18 protein-coding genes and 1 riboswitch are annotated in these 19251 nt (G+C 36.6%); of the genes, 11 read left to right on the forward strand and 7 right to left on the reverse strand.

Annotated features, from left to right (window positions below):
* Positions 1 to 111 precede the first annotated feature (111 nt).
* The gene (locus HCH28_RS05745; protein ID WP_004231203.1) at positions 112 to 552 is read left to right on the forward strand and encodes a BrxA/BrxB family bacilliredoxin; all 441 of its coding nucleotides are present in this window, start codon (positions 112 to 114) and stop codon (positions 550 to 552) included.
* A 152-nt stretch (positions 553 to 704) separates the two neighbouring features.
* Entirely contained in the window at positions 705 to 1715 is a 1011-nt protein-coding gene (locus HCH28_RS05750; protein WP_009370217.1) for an aromatic acid exporter family protein, read from the forward strand.
* A 22-nt stretch (positions 1716 to 1737) separates the two neighbouring features.
* Here HCH28_RS05750 and prli42 read toward each other — a convergent pair whose 3' ends face one another.
* On the reverse strand, positions 1738 to 1833 hold the full coding sequence (prli42, locus tag HCH28_RS05755) for a stressosome-associated protein Prli42 (protein ID WP_009370219.1): 96 nt from the start codon (positions 1831 to 1833) through the stop codon (positions 1738 to 1740).
* 125 nt (positions 1834 to 1958) lie between these two features.
* On the opposite strand from prli42, the gene mce reads away from it, so the two are divergent.
* From mce to HCH28_RS05790, 7 genes are all read left to right on the forward strand, one after another.
* The gene (gene mce / locus HCH28_RS05760) at positions 1959 to 2372 is read left to right on the forward strand and encodes a methylmalonyl-CoA epimerase (protein ID WP_004231207.1); all 414 of its coding nucleotides are present in this window, start codon (positions 1959 to 1961) and stop codon (positions 2370 to 2372) included.
* Between the two features lie 5 nt (positions 2373 to 2377).
* On the forward strand, positions 2378 to 3925 hold the full coding sequence (locus HCH28_RS05765; RefSeq protein ID WP_009370220.1) for an acyl-CoA carboxylase subunit beta: 1548 nt from the start codon (positions 2378 to 2380) through the stop codon (positions 3923 to 3925).
* Between the two features lie 106 nt (positions 3926 to 4031).
* Positions 4032 to 4985 carry a hypothetical protein gene (locus tag HCH28_RS05770; protein ID WP_221680179.1) on the forward strand — a complete coding sequence of 318 codons (954 nt, stop codon included), beginning with the start codon at positions 4032 to 4034 and terminating at the stop codon, positions 4983 to 4985.
* Positions 4986 to 5717: 732 nt separating this feature from the next.
* Positions 5718 to 6833, forward strand: a complete 1116-nt coding sequence (locus tag HCH28_RS05775) for a M20/M25/M40 family metallo-hydrolase (RefSeq protein ID WP_048392312.1) — start codon at positions 5718 to 5720, stop codon at positions 6831 to 6833.
* A 25-nt stretch (positions 6834 to 6858) separates the two neighbouring features.
* On the forward strand, positions 6859 to 7347 hold the full coding sequence (locus tag HCH28_RS05780) for a chemotaxis protein CheW (protein WP_221680180.1): 489 nt from the start codon (positions 6859 to 6861) through the stop codon (positions 7345 to 7347).
* A gap of 221 nt (positions 7348 to 7568) precedes the next feature.
* Positions 7569 to 8306 (forward strand): hypothetical protein, encoded by a 738-nt coding sequence (locus HCH28_RS05785; protein ID WP_221680181.1) that lies wholly within the window; start codon positions 7569 to 7571, stop codon positions 8304 to 8306.
* Positions 8307 to 8452: 146 nt separating this feature from the next.
* Positions 8453 to 8803 (forward strand): cyclic-phosphate processing receiver domain-containing protein, encoded by a 351-nt coding sequence (locus tag HCH28_RS05790; RefSeq protein WP_221680182.1) that lies wholly within the window; start codon positions 8453 to 8455, stop codon positions 8801 to 8803.
* A 90-nt stretch (positions 8804 to 8893) separates the two neighbouring features.
* Here the strand turns inward: HCH28_RS05790 and HCH28_RS05795 are convergent, their stop codons facing one another.
* The 3 genes from HCH28_RS05795 to HCH28_RS05805 are packed head-to-tail and all read right to left on the reverse strand — an operon-like array spanning position 8894 to position 12817.
* On the reverse strand, positions 8894 to 9367 hold the full coding sequence (locus tag HCH28_RS05795; protein WP_221680183.1) for a hypothetical protein: 474 nt from the start codon (positions 9365 to 9367) through the stop codon (positions 8894 to 8896).
* Positions 9333 to 11474, reverse strand: coding sequence for a site-specific integrase (locus HCH28_RS05800; protein ID WP_370635318.1), 2142 nt, complete (start codon positions 11472 to 11474; stop codon positions 9333 to 9335). The genes HCH28_RS05795 and HCH28_RS05800 overlap by 35 nt, the downstream gene beginning before the upstream one ends.
* A 2-nt stretch (positions 11475 to 11476) precedes the next feature.
* A complete protein-coding gene (locus tag HCH28_RS05805; protein WP_221680184.1) occupies positions 11477 to 12817 on the reverse strand; it encodes a tyrosine-type recombinase/integrase in 1341 nt (446 codons plus the stop codon).
* Positions 12818 to 13187: 370 nt separating this feature from the next.
* Positions 13188 to 13277: riboswitch (cyclic di-GMP riboswitch) on the forward strand.
* Between the two features lie 43 nt (positions 13278 to 13320).
* On the opposite strand from HCH28_RS05805, the gene HCH28_RS05810 reads away from it, so the two are divergent.
* Positions 13321 to 14202, forward strand: coding sequence for an amidase (locus HCH28_RS05810; RefSeq protein WP_255600746.1), 882 nt, complete (start codon positions 13321 to 13323; stop codon positions 14200 to 14202).
* Between the two features lie 45 nt (positions 14203 to 14247).
* Here HCH28_RS05810 and nspC read toward each other — a convergent pair whose 3' ends face one another.
* The 3 genes from nspC to HCH28_RS05825 form a co-directional block, all read right to left on the reverse strand.
* Positions 14248 to 15387: a carboxynorspermidine decarboxylase gene (gene nspC / locus HCH28_RS05815; protein WP_221680185.1), complete on the reverse strand. Its 1140-nt coding sequence runs from the start codon at positions 15385 to 15387 to the stop codon at positions 14248 to 14250.
* On the reverse strand, positions 15384 to 16613 hold the full coding sequence (locus HCH28_RS05820) for a saccharopine dehydrogenase family protein (protein ID WP_048392314.1): 1230 nt from the start codon (positions 16611 to 16613) through the stop codon (positions 15384 to 15386). The genes nspC and HCH28_RS05820 overlap by 4 nt, the downstream gene beginning before the upstream one ends.
* A 456-nt stretch (positions 16614 to 17069) precedes the next feature.
* Positions 17070 to 17276 carry a hypothetical protein gene (locus HCH28_RS05825; RefSeq protein ID WP_221680186.1) on the reverse strand — a complete coding sequence of 69 codons (207 nt, stop codon included), beginning with the start codon at positions 17274 to 17276 and terminating at the stop codon, positions 17070 to 17072.
* A 202-nt stretch (positions 17277 to 17478) separates the two neighbouring features.
* On the opposite strand from HCH28_RS05825, the gene HCH28_RS05830 reads away from it, so the two are divergent.
* Positions 17479 to 19191 (forward strand): methyl-accepting chemotaxis protein, encoded by a 1713-nt coding sequence (locus HCH28_RS05830; protein WP_221680187.1) that lies wholly within the window; start codon positions 17479 to 17481, stop codon positions 19189 to 19191.
* The last annotated feature ends 60 nt before the right edge of the window (positions 19192 to 19251 follow it).

Consider the following 19251-nt stretch of genomic DNA (forward strand, 5'->3'; position numbering starts at 1 on the left):
TAGGTGCACAAATTGCTTGCAAACTGCTATGATAAGAGATGGATAAGCGTCAAAAACCTACTATCTGAAATATAACTAAATTGGCGCGAACTTGAAAGGAGCTATCGCTATATGAATATGGATTACGATTTATTTATGCAAGAAATTTTAAAAACAGCACGTGCTGAAATTGAGGCAGCTGGTTATGAACAATTAACAACACCAGAAGCTGTAGAAGAGGCGTTTGCTCGTCCAGGTACTACATTAGTAATGGTGAACTCAGTATGTGGTTGTGCGGGTGGTATCGCTCGTCCAGCAGCAGCACAATGCGTTCATTATGATAAACGTCCAGACCATTTAGTAACAGTGTTTGCAGGGCAAGATAAAGAAGCAACTGCAGCAGCGCGTTACCATTTTGGAGAAGATCATTTACCTTCATCACCATCATTCGTTCTATTAAAAGACGGACAAGTTGTCGCAGAAGTAGGACGCTATGAAATTGAAGGGCATGACCCAATGTCAGTTGTGACAAATTTACAAGCAAACTTTGAAGAATATTGTGACGAGCTTTAAGTCCATTCTTGCATAAGAAAAATAATTTTCAATCAAGTAGAAAAGCCTCATAGATCATGCTATCTATGTAGGCTTCCTACTGATCCTCATGTATAGATAGTTTCATTATTGTTAAAATTTTTGTAATATTGGCTAAATAATTAGCTGAATGAGTGAAGAGTACTAAAGGATGGGAGGCAGTCGGCCTGAAGAAGTTTTCAATCGGCTATCGAACTTTAAAAACAGCAATTGGTGCGGCCATCGCTATTGCCATTGCACAGTATTTTGATTTAGCCTCATATGCATCTGCTGGTATTCTAACCATATTATGTGTGCAGCCAACAAAAAAGAAATCCATTTATGCAGCCTATACACGATTGGTTGCAAGTATTGTAGCAATGCTTTTTGCCTTTGTAAGCTTTGAGTTATTTGCTTACCATCCACTTACACTAGCAGGCATGCTTATATTCTTTATACCTACCATTGTATCTTTAAAGGTTGCGGATGGATTTATCTCCAGTGTCGTAATTATTATGCATATTTACGCTGCTGAAGGTTACTCATTGACACTTGTTTATAATGAATTAGCGTTGATGGCTATCGGTTATGGAACAGGGATTGCCATTAATATGTATATGCCAGACATTCAAAAGGAATTAAATTACTACAGAGTCAAAATAGAGGAGCTATACAGTAAGATTTTTTTAGAAATTGCCAGCTATTTACGGCAAGGAGATACGTTGTGGAACGGCCAAGAAATTATCGATGCAATCAAAGCACTAGAAGAGGCTAAATCATTGGCGTTTAAAGATGTTCAAAACCATTTTACAAGACGTAAAAATGATTACTATGTATATTTCGATATGCGAGAGCAGCAGCTAGAAATTATCGAAAGAGTGCTACCCAAAGTGACGACATTACCTGTTATAGTACAAGAGGCTGAAATTGTGGCAGATTTTTTACAAGACCTAGGTGAGCATGTTCATTCGGGGAATACGGCTAGTCATTACCGTGAAAAGCTCGAACATGTTAAGCGCGATTTTTCTCAGCTTCCTTTACCACAAAGCCATGAGCAATTTATCGCTCAGGCAGCCCTCTATCAGTTTATAGAGGAAATGGACAGGTATTTAGAAATAAAGCAGTCATTTAAAGGGTTAAAGGCTAAAAAAGAGCGCCCACAGTAGTGTGGACGCCTCATGCTTTGCCTTAAATTATCATAGATAATCCGAATGCTAGAGATGAGATTAGCATAATTGCGATCATACTATAAATAACGACTTTTTGAAATTTTTTATTACTCATATGCTCGTTCGCTCCTTCTTTTCTTATAAATAGTTTAGCAAATCTGAAAAATTTCTCAAGTAGTAGAGTTTTGACAAAAAAATCTGTAAAATAGAGTATGTACCATAACAGAAGGAGATGTCACCATGGAGAAAGTAGACCATATTGGGATTGCAGTGCGCGATCTTGATGAACGCATTACATATTATACAGAAACTTTAGGCTTAAAGTTGATGAAAGTGGAAGAAGTAGAATCTCAACAGGTTCGTGTGGCATTTATCGATGCAGGGAACGTGAAAATCGAGCTATTAGAACCAATGAGTGATAAAAGTGCCATCCATGGTTTTATTGAAAAACGTGGAGAAGGAATTCATCATGTTGCGTTTGGTGTGACGGGAATTCGTGAACGAATGGCAGAGCTTCGTGAAAAAGGTGTACGTCTCTTATCCGAAGAGCCAGGGCCAGGTGCTGGAGGGGCAGAGGTTGCGTTTATGCATCCTAAATCCTCATTTGGGGTGTTATATGAATTATGTGATAAAAGTGGAAAAGGGGATAAGTGATTAGTATGGATATGTTCGACAAAATTAATGACTTGTATGACCGTAAAACGGTAATTGAACTTGGTGGTGGCTATGATCGCATCGATAAGCAGCATGAGAAGGGGAAACTTACTGCTCGTGAGCGTATAGACTTGTTGCTAGACGAAGGTACATTTTTCGAAATTAACCCATTTATTACACACCGTACAGTAGACTTCGGCATGGAAAAAATGGAGGGACCTGGTGATGGTGTCGTAACTGGCTTCGGTAAAATTAACGGACGTCCAGTATACTTATTCTCTCAAGATTTCACAGTGTTTGGTGGGGCGCTTGGTGAAATGCATGCGAAAAAAATGGCAACAGTGATGGATTTAGCTGCTAAAAATGGTACACCTTTTATCGGCATCAATGACTCAGGCGGTGCACGTATTCAAGAGGGTGTTCTTTCATTAGATGGCTATGGTCATATCTTCTACCGAAATGCCATTTATTCTGGTGTGATTCCGCAAATCTCTGTGATTATGGGACCTTGTGCTGGTGGAGCTGTTTATTCTCCAGCTATTACTGACTTCATTCTAATGGTGGATAAAACATCTCAAATGTTCATTACGGGACCTAAAGTAATCGAAACGGTAACAGGAGAGAAAATTTCTGCTGAAGATTTAGGTGGTTCAAAAGTAAATAATGCGGTCAGTGGGAATGCTCATTTCCGTGCTCCTTCTGAAGAGGCAGCGATTGATGAAATTAAAAAACTATTAAGCTACTTACCACAAAACAATAAAGAAAAGGCACCTCGTCAAGCTAGACCTGAAGGGGATGACTACCGTCCAGAAATCGTGGATACAGTGCCAATCGAAACAACACGTCCATATGATGTTCGTAAAGTTGTTGAGCAAGTAGTGGATGAAGGTTCGTTCATGGAAGTACATGCAGAGTTTGCTAAAAACGTAGTAGTCGGTTTTGCACGTATTGCTGGCGAATCAGTTGGACTTGTTTGTAACCAACCAAAAGTTCTTGCTGGTGGCTTAGATATCGATTCTTCTGATAAAGCAGCTCGTTTCATTCGTACTTGTGATGCATACAATATCCCAATCATCACATTTGAAGACGTTTCTGGCTTCTTCCCAGGCGTTAAACAAGAACATGGTGGTATTATTCGTCATGGTGCGAAAATTCTGTATGCCTATTCAGAAGCGACAGTTCCAAAAATTACAGTGATTTTACGTAAAGCTTATGGAGGCGCTTACGTTGCCTTAAACTCTAAATCTATCGGTGCTGACCTTGTATTTGCATGGCCAAATGCTGAAATTGCTGTTATGGGTGCTGCTGGCGCAGCTAACATCATTTTTGCCCGTGAAATTGCAAAATCAGATGACCCAGAAGCAACTCGTGCAGCAAAAATCGAAGAATATAAAGAGAAATTTGCTAACCCATATGTTGCAGCATCTCGCGGTATGGTAGACGACGTAATCGATCCACGAGATACACGTATCAAGCTGATTCAAGGACTTGATATGCTGTCAAACAAACATGAAACACGTCCAGAGAAAAAGCACGGTAATATTCCTCTATAATAGTAATACAAGCCTAGCAGCTCAAAAGTTGCTAGGTTTTTCATTGCCAAAAAGTGAAACATTTTTGTTTGTCATCCGTACTGATAGATAGGAGGAGTTGAGATGAATGGAATGGCAGCAATTACAAACAGAGCAAGAAAAGATTCATGCACAACTTAGAAAAGCATCTAGATTAAACGAACAAAATCAGTTAATTGATGGGCAAATTAAACATACACAACAGGAAATAGACAATCATACGGCAGCACTCCATCAAATTCGATCCAAACTTGATAAATTGGATGGTTTCTCGTTTATGAATATGATTCGTATGTGGACAGGGCAACAAGATGAACTGAGGGCAGAAAAAATTGATAAGGCGGCAGTACTTGAATTAAAGCTAAATGAAGCAAAGAAAATGCAAAAAGATTTAGCAGAGGACAACGTGCAAGTGATGAATCAGCTAGCCCAGATTGATGAAAGTGCGCTTCAGCAATCACTTCAACAGGTCTATCTTAAAAAGAAGAAGTACTTACAGATTCATGATGCAGCCCAAGCAGAAAGGCTAGAGCATTTAGCACATGAGGAAATGCTAACAAAGCAGCTCATTAGAGAAATTAAAGAGGCGGAGGAAGCGGGAGAAGTAGCTCTTACAAGGCTAGGGCAAGCAGCAGCTTCATTACATTCGGCCAATGGGTATTCCACATGGGATACATTTTTTGGTGGTGGGCTGATTGCTACGCATTTAAAGCATGATGCGCTCGATCAGTCTGAAAACTATTTACACAGTGCTCAAATTGCCTTACAACGGTTTCATAATGAATTATTAGATGTTCATGAAATGTCTACGAAATCGTTGCATATTGAAACAGATGGGTTTGTGAAGTTTGCGGATTACTTTTTTGATGATATTTTTTCAGCATGGTCTGTTCATTCTAAAATCTCAACAGCAAGGGAACAGGTCTCACGTGTTCAAGATGATGTACATAATACGATTTGGCGCTTACAGGATAAACATAATAAAGCTGTCAATTACCTACAATCATTAGACAAAGAAAAAGAGCGTATTTTCAATGACTAAGGAAAGTCTGAGATTTTTCTCAGCTTTTTCATGTTGTTGAAAAAAGATCGTGTCACTAGCAGAAAAAGACCTTTTGGCAAGGTGAGGGTGTGATTTCCGTTCCGCCAGTGTCCTTTTCAGGGGGCGTCCGATGAGCCGCTTCACTCACTGAGTTCGCTCCAGGGTCTCATCTGTGACGTTAAATCCCCTAGAAGTGACACTGACGGAACGGAAATCAACGATGTGGCAAAGTGTCTTTTCATTATCTTTCATACTAGCTAGCCGTAGCAATCAAATTAACCCATTATTTGTATAATTAGAGAAAGAATAGACTCTTAATTTCATTGCGAAGAAGTGATTAGTTACAACCCCCCTCCATAAAATGGGTAGTGAAAACCTTCACTTTATTTGAAAACCTTTGCTAAAAAGTTAACATTTTGTAGGTTGGAGTGGAAGGCTACTTGACTCCCGTGGGATAGCGAGACAGGCGAGCCCCTGCACGGAGCGGTAGCGGAGGAAGCGGCTCGGCGCTCGCCCACAGGAAAGCAAGTAGCCTGCAACGGAAACCATTTTCACCTTTCAAAAAATTCTATTGATGGTTTTGTTCTTTAACACTATGGGAAAGTCTGAGATTTTTCTCAGACTTTTTATTTTGGTAGTATTGTTCAATGATTTCAACTCTTCTGACGTTGTGCTAAAATAATACATATACTATAACGTGGAAATACACGTAAACTAAGGGAGTTTTACAACATGACAAGTCGTTTAGTAGAAGAGTTTTTTGAGCTCGTACAAATTGATTCAGAAACAAAACATGAACAACTAATAGCACCAATTCTTGTAGATAAGTTAACTGCACTTGGATTTTCAGTGATTCAAGACGATGCACATACGCGTAATGGACATGGGGCAGGTAATATTATTGCCACATTAAAGGGCACATTGGATGTAGAGCCAATCTATTTCACTTCTCATATGGATACTGTTGTTCCAGGGAAAGGCATCAAACCGTCTTTACGTGAAGATGGCTATATCGTATCAGATGGTACAACGATTTTAGGTGCCGATGATAAAGCAGGACTAGCTGCTCTATTTGAGATGGTCAAACGTTTGAAAGAGCAAAATATTGCACATGGCGATATTGAATTTATTATTACGGCTGGTGAAGAAAGTGGCCTTGTTGGCGCTAAAGAGTTAGATCCAGCGAACATTAAAGCAAAATATGGATTTGCGGTTGATAGCGATGGCAAAGTGGGGGGGATCGTGACAGCAGCACCATTCCAAGCGAAAATTTTCACAAAGATTATTGGAAAAACGGCACATGCAGGGGTTGCTCCTGAAAAGGGTATTTCTGCCATAACAGTCGCATCAAAATGCATTGCTCAAATGAAACTAGGTCGTTTAGATGAAGAAACGACAGCGAATATTGGGCGTTTTGAAGGTGGACAAGCGACAAATATTGTTTGTGACGAAGTGACAATCCTTGCAGAAGCACGCTCTATAGACAAAGCTAAATTGGATGCGCAAACAAAGCATATGCAAGATACGTTTGAACAAGTAGCTGCTTCGTTAGGCGCACGTGCAGAGGTAGAAGTGAAGCTAATGTATCCAGGCTTCCGTGTAACGGAATCTGATAAAGTAGTTCAGGTAGCTATGGCTGCTGCACGCAATATTGATCGTACACCGACACTAGGCATTTCTGGTGGAGGCTCAGATGCAAACGTCATCGCAGGCTTTGGCATTCCTACAGTTAATTTATCTGTTGGATACGAGGATATCCATACAACAAATGAAAAAATACCAGTAGAAGAACTTGAAAAATTAGCAGATTTACTAGTAGAAATCGTCAAAGAATCGGCGAAAAACTAACAGTCGAATAAGGATGTGAGACCCTATGGAAAGTGTCAAAGCAGTCGTTTTTGCTTGTGGGACAGAGGAGTATGCTGTGCCTGTGGAGCAAGCGATTTCAATTGAAAAATTAGAGCAAGTAACACCTATTCCTCATTTACCTAACTATCTTCTAGGCTTTACAAGAATTCGCGGTGAGCTTGTACCTGTTCTTGATTTTGAACGCATACTGTACAATCGTTCATCGAATACAGAAACCGCACGTATCATTGTGTTGAATACTGATGTGGTTAATTATGGATTACTTGTTACAGAAGCACGAGAAATTCTTGATTTCGATGAATCAGTACTTCAGCAATTGGGTCTAGTCAATTATAGTAAAACACGCTATTTTACTGCGGTAGCTAATCTTGAGAATCGTATGATAACATATGTTGATCCAAAAATACTGGTTAATTCATTAGAGGGCATTAGGGAAATTATCAATTATTTACACAAAATGCTTGAAAATGAAAAGGAAAACGTAGAGGCTTAAGTTTTTATTAAAAGTCAAGAATTAAAGAAAGCTTAATGCAATAACTAGGTTTTAATAAAATGTTAAACATTTTATTATGTGTAAAATGGAACTAATTATAGGTTAGTTCCATTTTTTTATATTGTAAAAATACATAGCTATTCTATGGAAAACACACATTAATAGTAGGAATTTATGTTAATGTTTAATATAGGGGATTAAATTAGAAAGAGGGCAATTTAATGAATAAAAAAAATCTACTTATCAAGAGTTACATTACTCAAAAACTAGCGTCTTACAAAAATTTTATGCTTACTGAAAAAACACCCGAATTTCAGTTAATAATTGATGAAGCTAAAGTTTTCGCTTCGCACAATTATGATGTTAAAAATGATAGGCATTCATTACTTGTTGGACCTGATATTGTAAATATGGAAGCTATACTATTTCATGAGTTCACTCATATGTATGATGTTATTAGATTTTCAACTAAAGACTCCATTAGTTATGCTCAAAATCGTGGTTATACTGAATATCATGCTGCACAAATAGAATTGTTAAAGTTGCTGAATGCCAAAAATATAGAGGATAAACTTACTTTTTCTCTACAACAGTCTATTAAAACACCTTTTGGAGAAATTACGGTATTAGATTATATATTAAAGTGTGTAGAAGAAGTTAGAGAATTAATTTTAAAAGAAATATATCCTGACAATCTTTATGAACTATCCAATACATTAGGAATAATATTTAACTACCTGGGGAGAATTTCTATTTGTCAATTATATGCGGACGACTACGACCATTTTAAAGAAAAGTTAGAGGAATTAGATTTCGCATTATCATTTTTAGGGGAAAATTCTTCAATAATAATATCTATGACAAAAGGTTTTTTATCTGACAAAGAAGTAAAAGATTTAGGTGAAATCTATTTCCCAATGGTTATTGAACTTATTAATAAATACAAGATACAGCTATAATACTTTTAAAATCCCTACCTTATTTAATTTAACCAAGATAGGGATTTACTTTTATTTGCTATTCGTAACAAGTAGTGGAAACTAATTTTTAAAAATTATATTTCACTGTGTATTTGAAACATATCGTGGGGAAAGGAATTACTATTATGATTAATGTATATGTAGATGATTTAAGAGATTGTCCGATTGGTTTTGTCGTGGCAAGAACGTTTCAAGAAGCCATTCACTTACTTGAAACTCACGAAGTAGATATACTTTCTCTTGACCATGATTTAGGAGAAGATCTACAAGGTAATCTATTGCCAACAGGTTATGACTTAGTAAAATATATTTGTGAAAAAGGATTACGGGCAAATAAAATATATATTCATACGGATAACCCTGTTGGTAGAGAGAATATGTATCAAACACTGCATGGAGCGAAACGAAGAGGTTTCATTGATTCAGATATTGAAATTTACCACTACTCTATTACCAAAAATAAATATACAGAATGAAGCAATACTAAACGATTGAACGAACAAATTGTTTAGTAAGAAAAAGAATGGACAGTCCACCACTTATTGCAAATGCCCATATTTTTAAAATTATTTGAACTGTTCAAAATGATTTGCGACCCATCTTTCTTGATTTTCAGCCACATATTGTTCAACTGCTATTAAGCGATTCACTAACTCATCTTTTGAAAGCTGCATATATTTTTTCTTAACGTTATTTACATCACGTTCAGAAGAAATCCTTCTTAATGCTGTTTCGTCAAATTTAGAAGGCATTACTGACCTTTTACGAGTGTTCTTTAATTTATAGGTTCTGCTATACTGTTGATAATATGCATGTAGTTTTTCATTACGCTTAATGGTATTCATATGGATGCCTTTTCCTTTATCATCAAAGGCTTTCGAATGCTCACTAATGTTACGATAGGTTACTGGAATTCCTTGTGCGACAAGAAAGTCAATAGTTTGTATGCCAATTGAAACAGAACGTTTCATACGTTGCTGATGTACTTTATCAAGCCACTGATGTTTATCTAAATGGATTCCTTTTGGTGATTGGTTCATAGCTACGTTCCTCTCTATACTGCTTAATTAAATCTATTTCTTTCAGTTCAATCTTCGCTTGCTTTGCCATCTCTTTCGCTTTCCGAACTTCGACCTCTAATCCCAGTTGTTTAAATCGTCTTTCCATATCTTTTGATAATTGAATGACTTCTAATAATTCATCCTCTTGATCTGGTTCGGGTATTTTTGCTTTGCAGCCCAAACATTGCATTTTAGTAGGGCAAACATAATCTGTAACACAAGTACCACCTAACACTTTATTGAATACACCAACTTTTTCTGCATGGACATCGAATTCTTTTTGTAACTCTTGTGGACTTCTTAAATACGCATCATCAATATCTACATAACTTGAAATGACATCATGTAACTCACTTACTGATTCTGCAATTTGTGTAGGTGTGGGAGCTGAATAATACCCTGTTACATTTAAATCCTTCTGATGTAGTATTTTTGCGACAATATCAATCGGCATTTTTTGACGTTGAACAGCTTCTGTCGCAAATGCATGGCGTAATAGGTGTGTTTTTACAGTTACAGCTTTTCCGTTATGCCTCTCAAATAATAATCCATGAAGTAAAAATCGAATGGAACTATATATAGCATCATTTTTTAATGCTTTACCTGCATATTGAAAATAATAAGGCATAGGTGTGGGGAATAAGTGCTTTCTTTGTTCTCTGTATGGAACACTTGGAATTCTATCGCCACCATAATGTGTTTTTAACATTTTTGATACCGTTTGAATATGTTCCATCGTTTGTTTACTTAAATAAAATTCTTCTAATGAATCTCTTCCTTTAGGAATAGCTTTATAGGAATAATGTAGTTTGTTGTTAACTTTCTTTACCTCAATACATTCTTTTGTATTATTTATTTGAAGTAATTCGTTCAATCTCGCACCTGTTGTTGTTAAAATGTCGATGGCTAATAGACCAAATGTACAAGCCACATAAAATGGTTCTACATCTATTAATAAGCCTTCTGCTTTGTCCTTGTGTAAAGTGATAAATGTTGAAGGTGTTAGTATGCCTTTCTGCCTTGAAAAAAATGGAGTGGGTTTTTGTTCGTTTTCATATTCGTATCCCCATAAAGACAAGAAATTTAAAATTTTCTCATGTTCTTCAATTGGTCTGTTTTTTAACCACACCCCTAAAACATTCTGTTCAATTAATTCATTAAACCAAAGACCTTCTGGCATTGAATCACTCTCTATTGATTCAGCACGAATAAATTCAAGGAAATAAGCATTATTTTCATCAGAATAAGTCGATTTTTTGTGTGTCGCTTGCTTTATAATAATATCTGAAAAATCCTTTTGATGGTTCAGTACAAAGGAAGGTTTGTCCCATAAACGAAAATGAAATACTTCCCCAATCCGTTTTGGTTCCGCATAAGAAAATTCAATCGGTAATGATATTAAATCGGTATCTATCACACTTATTTGTTGATGAAATGCATCTCTCAATCTCTTCATTTGATTCCATCGTAGATTTGCTTCTGCACGTATTGTTGAAAGATGTGGCACAATAGCGTCTGTTTCATCCTTACGAGTGTTTTGGGCTTGTTCTATGGCTAATTTAGTAAAGGAAAACTCTTTACTATCATATGAAAAGGGTGGTAATAAAAATTTGTTATAATATTGCTGTTCACCTGAAGGAAGGTTTTCATTAATCCACTTTTTAGTATAGTATTCAGAGGAATTATATAAACTTAGTAAACCCTTTTTCATATTGTTAGAAGAATTGACACAAATATCACCTTTCAAATATTTATATATATGGACATTTGGTTCGAAATTTGAAAATGAAGTAATGTTACATTCCTTAAAAATATCTTTCAATCTTAAATGGAGGGTTTTCAATTTATTATATATAGTTCCCACGTCATTGTTTTTGGAAAGATCAACTAATGCTATAAACAATAGTTGATCTTTCCAATCGAAAGTTAAGCAGTTCCTATACAGATATTTAAGCACCCGTTCATCCAACTTATCAATTAAAAATTCACTTCTACTATTTTGTAGGCATATTAATCGAGTATCCATTTGCCCAAGCATTTTATCGTACCATTCTGTTTTTGGTCTTAACTGCGTTGTTTCAGTCAAATTTATTCCAACCCTTCTAACAATTCTTTTAAATCTTCATCAAAGTTTTCGATAGCTGATGATTTAACAACGCTTAACTTTTGTTTTGACTTCTTAGAAGATTGCTGTTGCTTAATATAGTCCTTTTCGTTTTGCTGCATTTGCTCCAACATTTTCTCATGTGCTTCTCTATGTTTCGTTTCATCAAAATGATGCTCATACACATTCATCGTATCTGGATTTTTCCACTTCATATATTTAATCAGCTCATTTTTTCGTTGATGAATTTCTGTTTCATTTTGTGCAACATTATAAATCTCTCGTAATCGAGAAGTAACAAACCAGTGCCTTGCTTTATGTGGATTTAAACTTAGTTCATTACTTTTCATTGCTCGATTCCAGTGGTAGTACCAAGCGTGATAAGTAAGAGGTGTTCCATTTGCCGATAAAAAGATAGGGGCATCATCAGGTAGTTGTTCAAAATTCATATGATTGCTATCTAATGACTTTCTCTCCGTCTCTATGTAGTGAAATAATCGCTTAATTGTATCTTTACTAACACGTATAAACTTAATTTTTCGACCATGACTACCTTTATTGAACGTGATGAATTCTTGTTGATTTTTCCGTTGTCGATAATCTCCAACTGTTAACTCAATAATTTCTGATGCTCTTGCACCCGTTTCAAATAACATACGGACTATCACCATTTCACGAAGTGACCAACTTGCTTTTTTACCAGCTTGATATACTTGATATGGTAAATCTATATCGTCAATAATCTGTGGTTGCCACTCTTCATTGATAATTTTAAAATAGGAATCTGTTAATCTTCGATGAGGGATAGCTTCTTCTGTACCTGCAATTGAAGGCATTCTTGGCTTATCCTCTCGAACCCCCTTTAACTCATCTTTGTAGCTGTGCAAGATAGCTTGAGCATCTACTAATGGATTACTATACGGATACTGTTTTAAACGAATCATAGCCTTGTAAAAAGATTTTAATGCTGACAAAAAACGACTTATCGTATTAGGGCTTTTACTAGTTAAATTTATAAAGCGAAACGTGTCTTTATCACGAATCTTACACTTCATTTCATGCATCAAATAATCTTCAACCACAACACGTATTTTTTCTTCTGAATCATTCCATTGCACTTTCTTTCCTTGATAGTTGCTTTCTTTCTCTAACCATTTAAAAAATGGAAGTAGACAATTCAAATAGGATATTGCAGAACTTTTGTCTATTCTCCCTAAACAGTCATGGTAGTAATCTGTTAAAGGTAGAAAGGGTTGATTTTCTTTAAATACAAGTAGCCCATATTTACTTTCGATATGTTTAGGACAATATTCAAACCAATACAATTATTAACCTCCCTCAAAAAGAACGAACGTTCTTATGTTAATGTCTTTTCTCATCATTGTAAAATGTTCAGTCTTTTAACAAATCTAAATGAGAAAGACTGCCAAAATAAAAAAGCACATCACTAAAATTTGCATTTAGTAATGTGCATTTTTATTAAATGTGTAACATTATAAGTGAAACACTATTAAATAAGAGTTAATGTACAATTACTTGTACTTAATCTTACAGAGTAACTCTACGTTTTTTTTTATGTTTGAATAGTAAATTTAACCTGTATTTTGTCGTTTTTATCTGATCATACATGTGACAATTATGCATTCTACCTACAGACAAACCATTGCTAACCGCGTATGATAATGATTAAGAAAAAACTGAAAAAGGCAAACTTCATCGAAAGGGAGGGCGCCAAGCCATGAGTCTAAACACTATAATTTAGTGCATAATTGTCAGGTTGCCAGGTTCTGTTCTAGGAGCCGTGGCGAGTAGAATGGAGTTAGTTCGTATGAAGAGACAATTAAAAGTATGGACCGCACTAATCGTCCTCATGATTAGTTCATTAGCTTTATCAAGTGGAAAGGTTGATGCAATGGCTATACAGGAAAAGGCTACGTGGCTGTGGGATACATCCCTTATTATGGATGATCAAGAAAAAATATTATTATTTTTAGAACATAACGATGTTAATAAAGTTTATCTGCAAATCGATCAAGGCATAGGGAGCGATGACTATAAGCGTTTTATTAGTAACGCTTCTCACAAAGGTATTCGCATTTATGCATTGGATGGTGCTGCAAGCTGGGTTTCAGCTGAGAGTAGTCGAAGCCAAGACGAATTGTTTAATTGGTTACATACATATAATGAGAATTCAACTGAATCTGAGCAATTTTCTGGGGTTCACCTTGATGTAGAACCTTATTTAAATAGTGGATGGAGCTTACATCAAGCACAAACGATAAAAACCTATCAAACACTAATAATGAAAGCAAGTGAGAAGGCAAGTCAATTACAACTTACTTTAGAAGTAGATATGCCATTTTGGTTTGATGAAGTTCGGTATAATAACGAATTTGGAAAAGGGTTATTAGCTGATTGGGTCATTGACCATGTGGATAGTGTGACGATCATGGCCTATCGTGATGCTGCAAAAGATATTATCTCTATTGTAGAACATGAAATCGCTTATGCTTCCACTGTGAATAAATCAATTGTAATTGGTGTAGAAACAGGCGCTTCAGAAGAAGGGGAAAATATTACTTTTTATGATAATGGAGAAGCCTTTATGAATGAACAGCTTATACTTGTTCAGCAACATTTTTCAAATAAAGATGCTTTTCATGGAGTAGCCATTCATCATGTGGAGAATTGGATGACCATGCGTCCATAAAAAAAGTCCTTCCAGTGTTAAACTGGAAGGGCTTTTCTATTGGTATTAGGACAGTCGACCGCTGTAGTCCTCGAATTTAAATTCGCGAATGACTTTAATACCTTCTTCATCATTATAAGAAACGATAGATGGTAAGTTGACACCGTTAAACATATGGTTTTTCACCATAGAATAATGAGCCATATCTGTGAATACAAGACGATCACCTGGTTTTAATGGCTGTTCAAACGAATAATCGCCAATCACATCACCAGCTAGACATGTTAGTCCGCCTAAGCGATATGTGTGTGCTAATTCATTTGCTTGTCCAGAACCAATAATCATTGGACGGTAAGGCATTTCAAGTACATCAGGCATGTGACATGTTGCGGATGTATCTAAAATAGCAAGATCCATCCCGTTTTCTTGAATATCAAGCACCGTTGCTACTAAATAGCCTGTATTAAGGGCTACTGCTTCACCTGGCTCAAGATAAACAAGCAGGTTATACTTTTCTTGAATATAATTAATGATGTTCACAAGTTTTTCTACATCATAATCATCACGTGTAATATGGTGACCGCCACCGAAGTTTAACCATTTCATTTGGTGTAAAACATCACCAAATTTTTCCTCAACTACTTCAATAATACGCTCTAATGTATCCGAATTTTGTTCACACATCGCATGGAAGTGTAAGCCATCTATACCGTCAAGCTGTGATTTATCAAAGTTAGCCAATGTTGTACCAAGGCGAGAGTTTGTGTAGCAAGGATCGTAAAGCGCTGTTTCAATTTCAGAGTATTCAGGATTCACGCGAATACCACATTCAATTGTTTTACCAGCAGATTTCACTTTATCCTTGAACTGAGCCCATTGGTTAAATGAGTTAAATACGATGTGATCCACATAGCCTAGAAGCTCGTCCATTTCATGCTCAATATAAGCAGGTGCATAAACGTGAACTTCTTTGCCCATTTTTTCGTAGCCAAGACGTGCCTCATGCAGTGAGCTAGCTGTAATGCCTGCTAAATATTCCCCTACTAGTGGGAATGTTGAATGCATAGAGAAGCCTTTAAGGGCTAATAAAATGCGGCAGCCTGTTCGATCTTGAATTGATTTTAAAAGCTCAAGATTCTTTGTTAATAATCGCTCATCCACTACATAAGAAGGGGATGGAACTTTTGAAAAATCAATTGGTTTCATCGGCTTAATTCCTTTGCATCTAAATCAAGGTCTAATAATTCTGGGTTATGGCTTTCTTGCCATGGTAGACCCCATTTATTTAGTGCATCCATGAATGGATCTGGATTGAAATCTTCCACATTCCATACACCTGGTTTACGCCATTCACCGTTCATCACAAGCATTGCACCGATCATAGCTGGTACGCCAGTTGTGTAAGAAATCGCTTGTGAACCAACCTCGTTGTAGCACTCTTCGTGGTCACATACGTTGTACACATAGTACGTTTTTTCTTTGCCATCTTTTAGGCCGCGAATGATACAACCAATGTTTGTTTTACCTTTTGTACGTGGTCCAAGTGAAGCTGGATCTGGTAATACCGCTTTAAGGAAGTGGATTGGTTGAATCATTTGCCCTTCAAATTCGATTGGTTCAATTGATGTCATACCTACGTTTTCTAATACTTTTAAGTGTGTTAAGTATTTTTCAGAGAACGTCATCCAGAAGCGGATTTGTTTTAAACCTTTGATATTTTTTGCAAGTGATTCAAGCTCTTCATGGTATAGAAGGTAAATATCTTTTGGTCCGATTTCAGGTAGGTTATACACTTCTTTTTTCTCAAGTGGTGCAGTTTCAATCCACTCGCCTTCTTTCCAGTAACGACCATTCGCTGTAATTTCACGAATGTTAATTTCTGGGTTGAAGTTTGTTGCGAAATGATATCCATGATCTCCCGCATTGGCATCCACGATATCGATATAGTGGATTTCATCAAATTCATGTTTTTGTGCATGAGCTGTGAAAACGCCTGTTACACCTGGGTCAAAACCGCTTCCAAGTAATGCAGTTAAGCCAGCTTTTTCAAACTTCTCTTTATAAGCCCATTGCCATTTATATTCAAATTTTGCCGTTTCAGGTGGCTCGTAGTTTGCAGTATCCACATAGTGCACACCTGTCGCTAAGCAAGCATCCATAATCGTTAAGTCCTGATAAGGTAAAGCCACGTTAATCACTACATCTGGTCCGAAAGCTTTAATAAGCTCAATAACCTCTTCTGTATTGTCTGCGTCTACCTGTGCAGTATGAATTTTTGTTTTTCCGCCGTCTAGTTTTTCTTTTAGAGCGTCACATTTTGAAACAGTTCTACTTGCGATACAAATTTCCTCAAATACGTCCGAATTTTGAACACACTTGTGTACCACAACACTGGCAACTCCGCCAGCTCCGATAATCAATGCTTTACCCAATTGTCTACCCCCAAGTTCATATAAAGTATTGTCAAACAAGCTGATTATACAGAAAATTGATATACTACTCAATCATTGTTTTAAAATTTTCTACAAAAAATTTTATTTTTCTACAACAATTAGACGTATATGGAGGGGAATACCTCGGAAAAGAAGGGAATCATGAATAAATCTACAACGTCATTTTAGTAAAAATAGAGGGAAATAGCTGTTGTATATACCCAAATATATGGTGAAGTTTCATCACAATTCATCCTAGATTTTACGACATCAAGTAAATAATTGTCTAAATGAATGTTATGACATATAATCTCTCCCGATTGACTATTTGATTCCTGCTACTAAATCATTCCTACTGACCTTACATAAAAAAATCCCTCTACCTAGTAGGAAGGGAAGGAACAGGAACCACATTAAACGTGCTACAGGTATCTGTGTAATGGAGAATGATGCATATTATTTCAGAAAACGATTGGATACTTGTTGTTTTTGTTCCCCCCATATATAGAAGAAAACCACAAGCAAAGTACTAAAAAAACCCATCACAAGAGCATACGTACTGAGGGCTACTCCCACTTGACTTTGCATGGCATAAATAAAAATGGCCCCTATTGTTAACAAGTTTCCTGTAACAATCGATATAAGATGAAAGCGTTTATTCATAGCAAGCCCTCCTATTAGATGAATTGGTAATGCTCAGGATTTAAGATAATTAACTTCAATTATCGCACAATTCAGAACTTTTTCCAATGTTTTTATCTTACTAGAATAATTAAAGATGCTTTTTTAATACATCTTTTTGTAGTATGATGAAACACAAAAGGAATATTCATAGATTATTACAAGAAAGGGGAGAGGATGGATCGTGAAATTACGTAATTCATTAACTTTTCAACTTGGGACGATTATCGCTGGTATTTTAGTGGTGATGCTAGGGATTACTTCGTTCGCTACATACATAACTGCTTACAATAAACTTTATGATGCTGCTGGTGTTGAGGCCTATGGCTGTGCCAATATTACGACAGGTTTGATCAATCCGCAACAATTGAACAAGGCCATTCAAGGCGACAAGGCTGTACAGGAAAGCATTGGGAACGATTTGAACTGGACAACAGGTCATAAAGATATTTTCCAAACACAATATATTTTATCGTTGGATGGCACATTATTAGCGCTTGATGATCATTTGGCTGAAAAAGGTTATGCCCCTGGTGATCAATTTTATTTAGATAAAGAAGCTATTGATATGTTGCTTACACATAAGCATCCAACATACTCACAGCCTTATACTTATGCAGGGATGGACCGTTTATCTGGCTATGCCCCTATTTTTAAAGACCATGATTCCAGTAAAGAGATTATTGCTATTAGTGTCATCGACTTTGATGCCAATATCGTGAAGGAGCGAACATGGGATGTTGTACGAAATGGGATTTTAATTAGTATTTTCCCTATGCTAATTGCTTCCATCATCACAGGCTTTTTAATCCGTCGTAAAGTAAGACCGATTAGTGTGCTGATTCAGCAGGCGAAAGAAATTGCCAATGGTAATTTAGCTGTACCTGAAACAAAAATTAACAGTAAAGATGAAGTAGCGGATTTAGCCAATACATTAAATCGAATGACAGCTAATTTACAAAATATGATTATGACGATGCGATCCACTTCTAATACTTTAACGAATAACGCAGATGAAACCGCTTCCACCTTGAACGATATGAGCAATACCATTCAAGGTGTCGCCAATAATATCGAAGAGGTAACAAGTGCCGTGACGGCAGGGATGCACCATGCTGAAAATGCGACAGATGTTCTTACTTCTTTAGCGCAGGACCTTCAAAAGATTCAAAGCAATGCCAATAATAGTGCCGATAATGCTCGACAAACGATGGAATTAGCAACAGAGGGTGAGCGACTAGCAAAAGATATAAGCAATGATATGGCATTAATTCACAGCGGATCAGGTGAGGTACGACAAACAGTAGAAAACCTGGTTACATCTGCAACCAAAATTCAAACCATTACAACGTCTATTGCGAACATCGCATCACAAACAAATTTGCTAGCACTGAATGCTTCCATTGAAGCGGCTAGAGCAGGGGAGCATGGCAAAGGCTTTGCTATTGTTGCTGAGGAAGTACGGAAACTTGCTGAGCAATCTAATCAAGAGGTATTGCAAGTTGAACAGCTTATTCAGGATATAATGAAGCATGTGCAGCAGGTCATGTCATCTACGAATGATAATACGCAATATATTGAAAAGGGAACAGAGACAGTGCGTCTAACAGCACAATCTTTAGGAAATATTTCGACAGCAGTGGCTGCAACAGTAGAAGAAATGATTACCATTTCTAATGCTATGACCGCTGAAAACCAAAAATCTACACGTATTGTGCAAATGATTCAACAATTAACAGAATCTATTCGTGATATAGAAGAAACGATGAATATGATTACTGTCGCAGCACAGCAAACAACTGCAAGCATTGATGAGGTGGCACAAGGCTCTAATGAAACAAATCACATGGCACACACACTCGAACAGCATGTAAAGGCGTTTAAATTAAAAGAATAATAGAAAGATTAGGACATGTTGGCTTTTGCTTATACTACTTAAATGGTAAACTAGCAATAA

It is taken from the genome of Lysinibacillus sp. K60, from assembly GCF_019731275.1.
GTDB classification, from domain to species: domain Bacteria; phylum Bacillota; class Bacilli; order Bacillales_A; family Planococcaceae; genus Lysinibacillus; species Lysinibacillus capsici.

Coding starts and splice junctions, on each gene's coding strand:
- HCH28_RS05785 (WP_221680181.1), top strand. CDS start 7,569: ATGAATAAAAAAAATCTACTTATCAAGAGTTACATTACTCAAAAACTA.
- HCH28_RS05745 (WP_004231203.1), top strand. CDS start 112: ATGAATATGGATTACGATTTATTTATGCAAGAAATTTTAAAAACAGCA.
- HCH28_RS05770 (WP_221680179.1), top strand. CDS start 4,032: ATGGAATGGCAGCAATTACAAACAGAGCAAGAAAAGATTCATGCACAA.
- HCH28_RS05780 (WP_221680180.1), top strand. CDS start 6,859: ATGGAAAGTGTCAAAGCAGTCGTTTTTGCTTGTGGGACAGAGGAGTAT.
- nspC (WP_221680185.1), bottom strand. CDS start 15,387: ATGAAACCAATTGATTTTTCAAAAGTTCCATCCCCTTCTTATGTAGTG.
- HCH28_RS05825 (WP_221680186.1), bottom strand. CDS start 17,276: ATGAATAAACGCTTTCATCTTATATCGATTGTTACAGGAAACTTGTTA.
- HCH28_RS05790 (WP_221680182.1), top strand. CDS start 8,453: ATGATTAATGTATATGTAGATGATTTAAGAGATTGTCCGATTGGTTTT.
- HCH28_RS05775 (WP_048392312.1), top strand. CDS start 5,718: ATGACAAGTCGTTTAGTAGAAGAGTTTTTTGAGCTCGTACAAATTGAT.
- HCH28_RS05765 (WP_009370220.1), top strand. CDS start 2,378: ATGGATATGTTCGACAAAATTAATGACTTGTATGACCGTAAAACGGTA.
- prli42 (WP_009370219.1), bottom strand. CDS start 1,833: ATGAGTAATAAAAAATTTCAAAAAGTCGTTATTTATAGTATGATCGCA.
- mce (WP_004231207.1), top strand. CDS start 1,959: ATGGAGAAAGTAGACCATATTGGGATTGCAGTGCGCGATCTTGATGAA.
- HCH28_RS05795 (WP_221680183.1), bottom strand. CDS start 9,367: ATGAACCAATCACCAAAAGGAATCCATTTAGATAAACATCAGTGGCTT.
- HCH28_RS05810 (WP_255600746.1), top strand. CDS start 13,321: ATGAAGAGACAATTAAAAGTATGGACCGCACTAATCGTCCTCATGATT.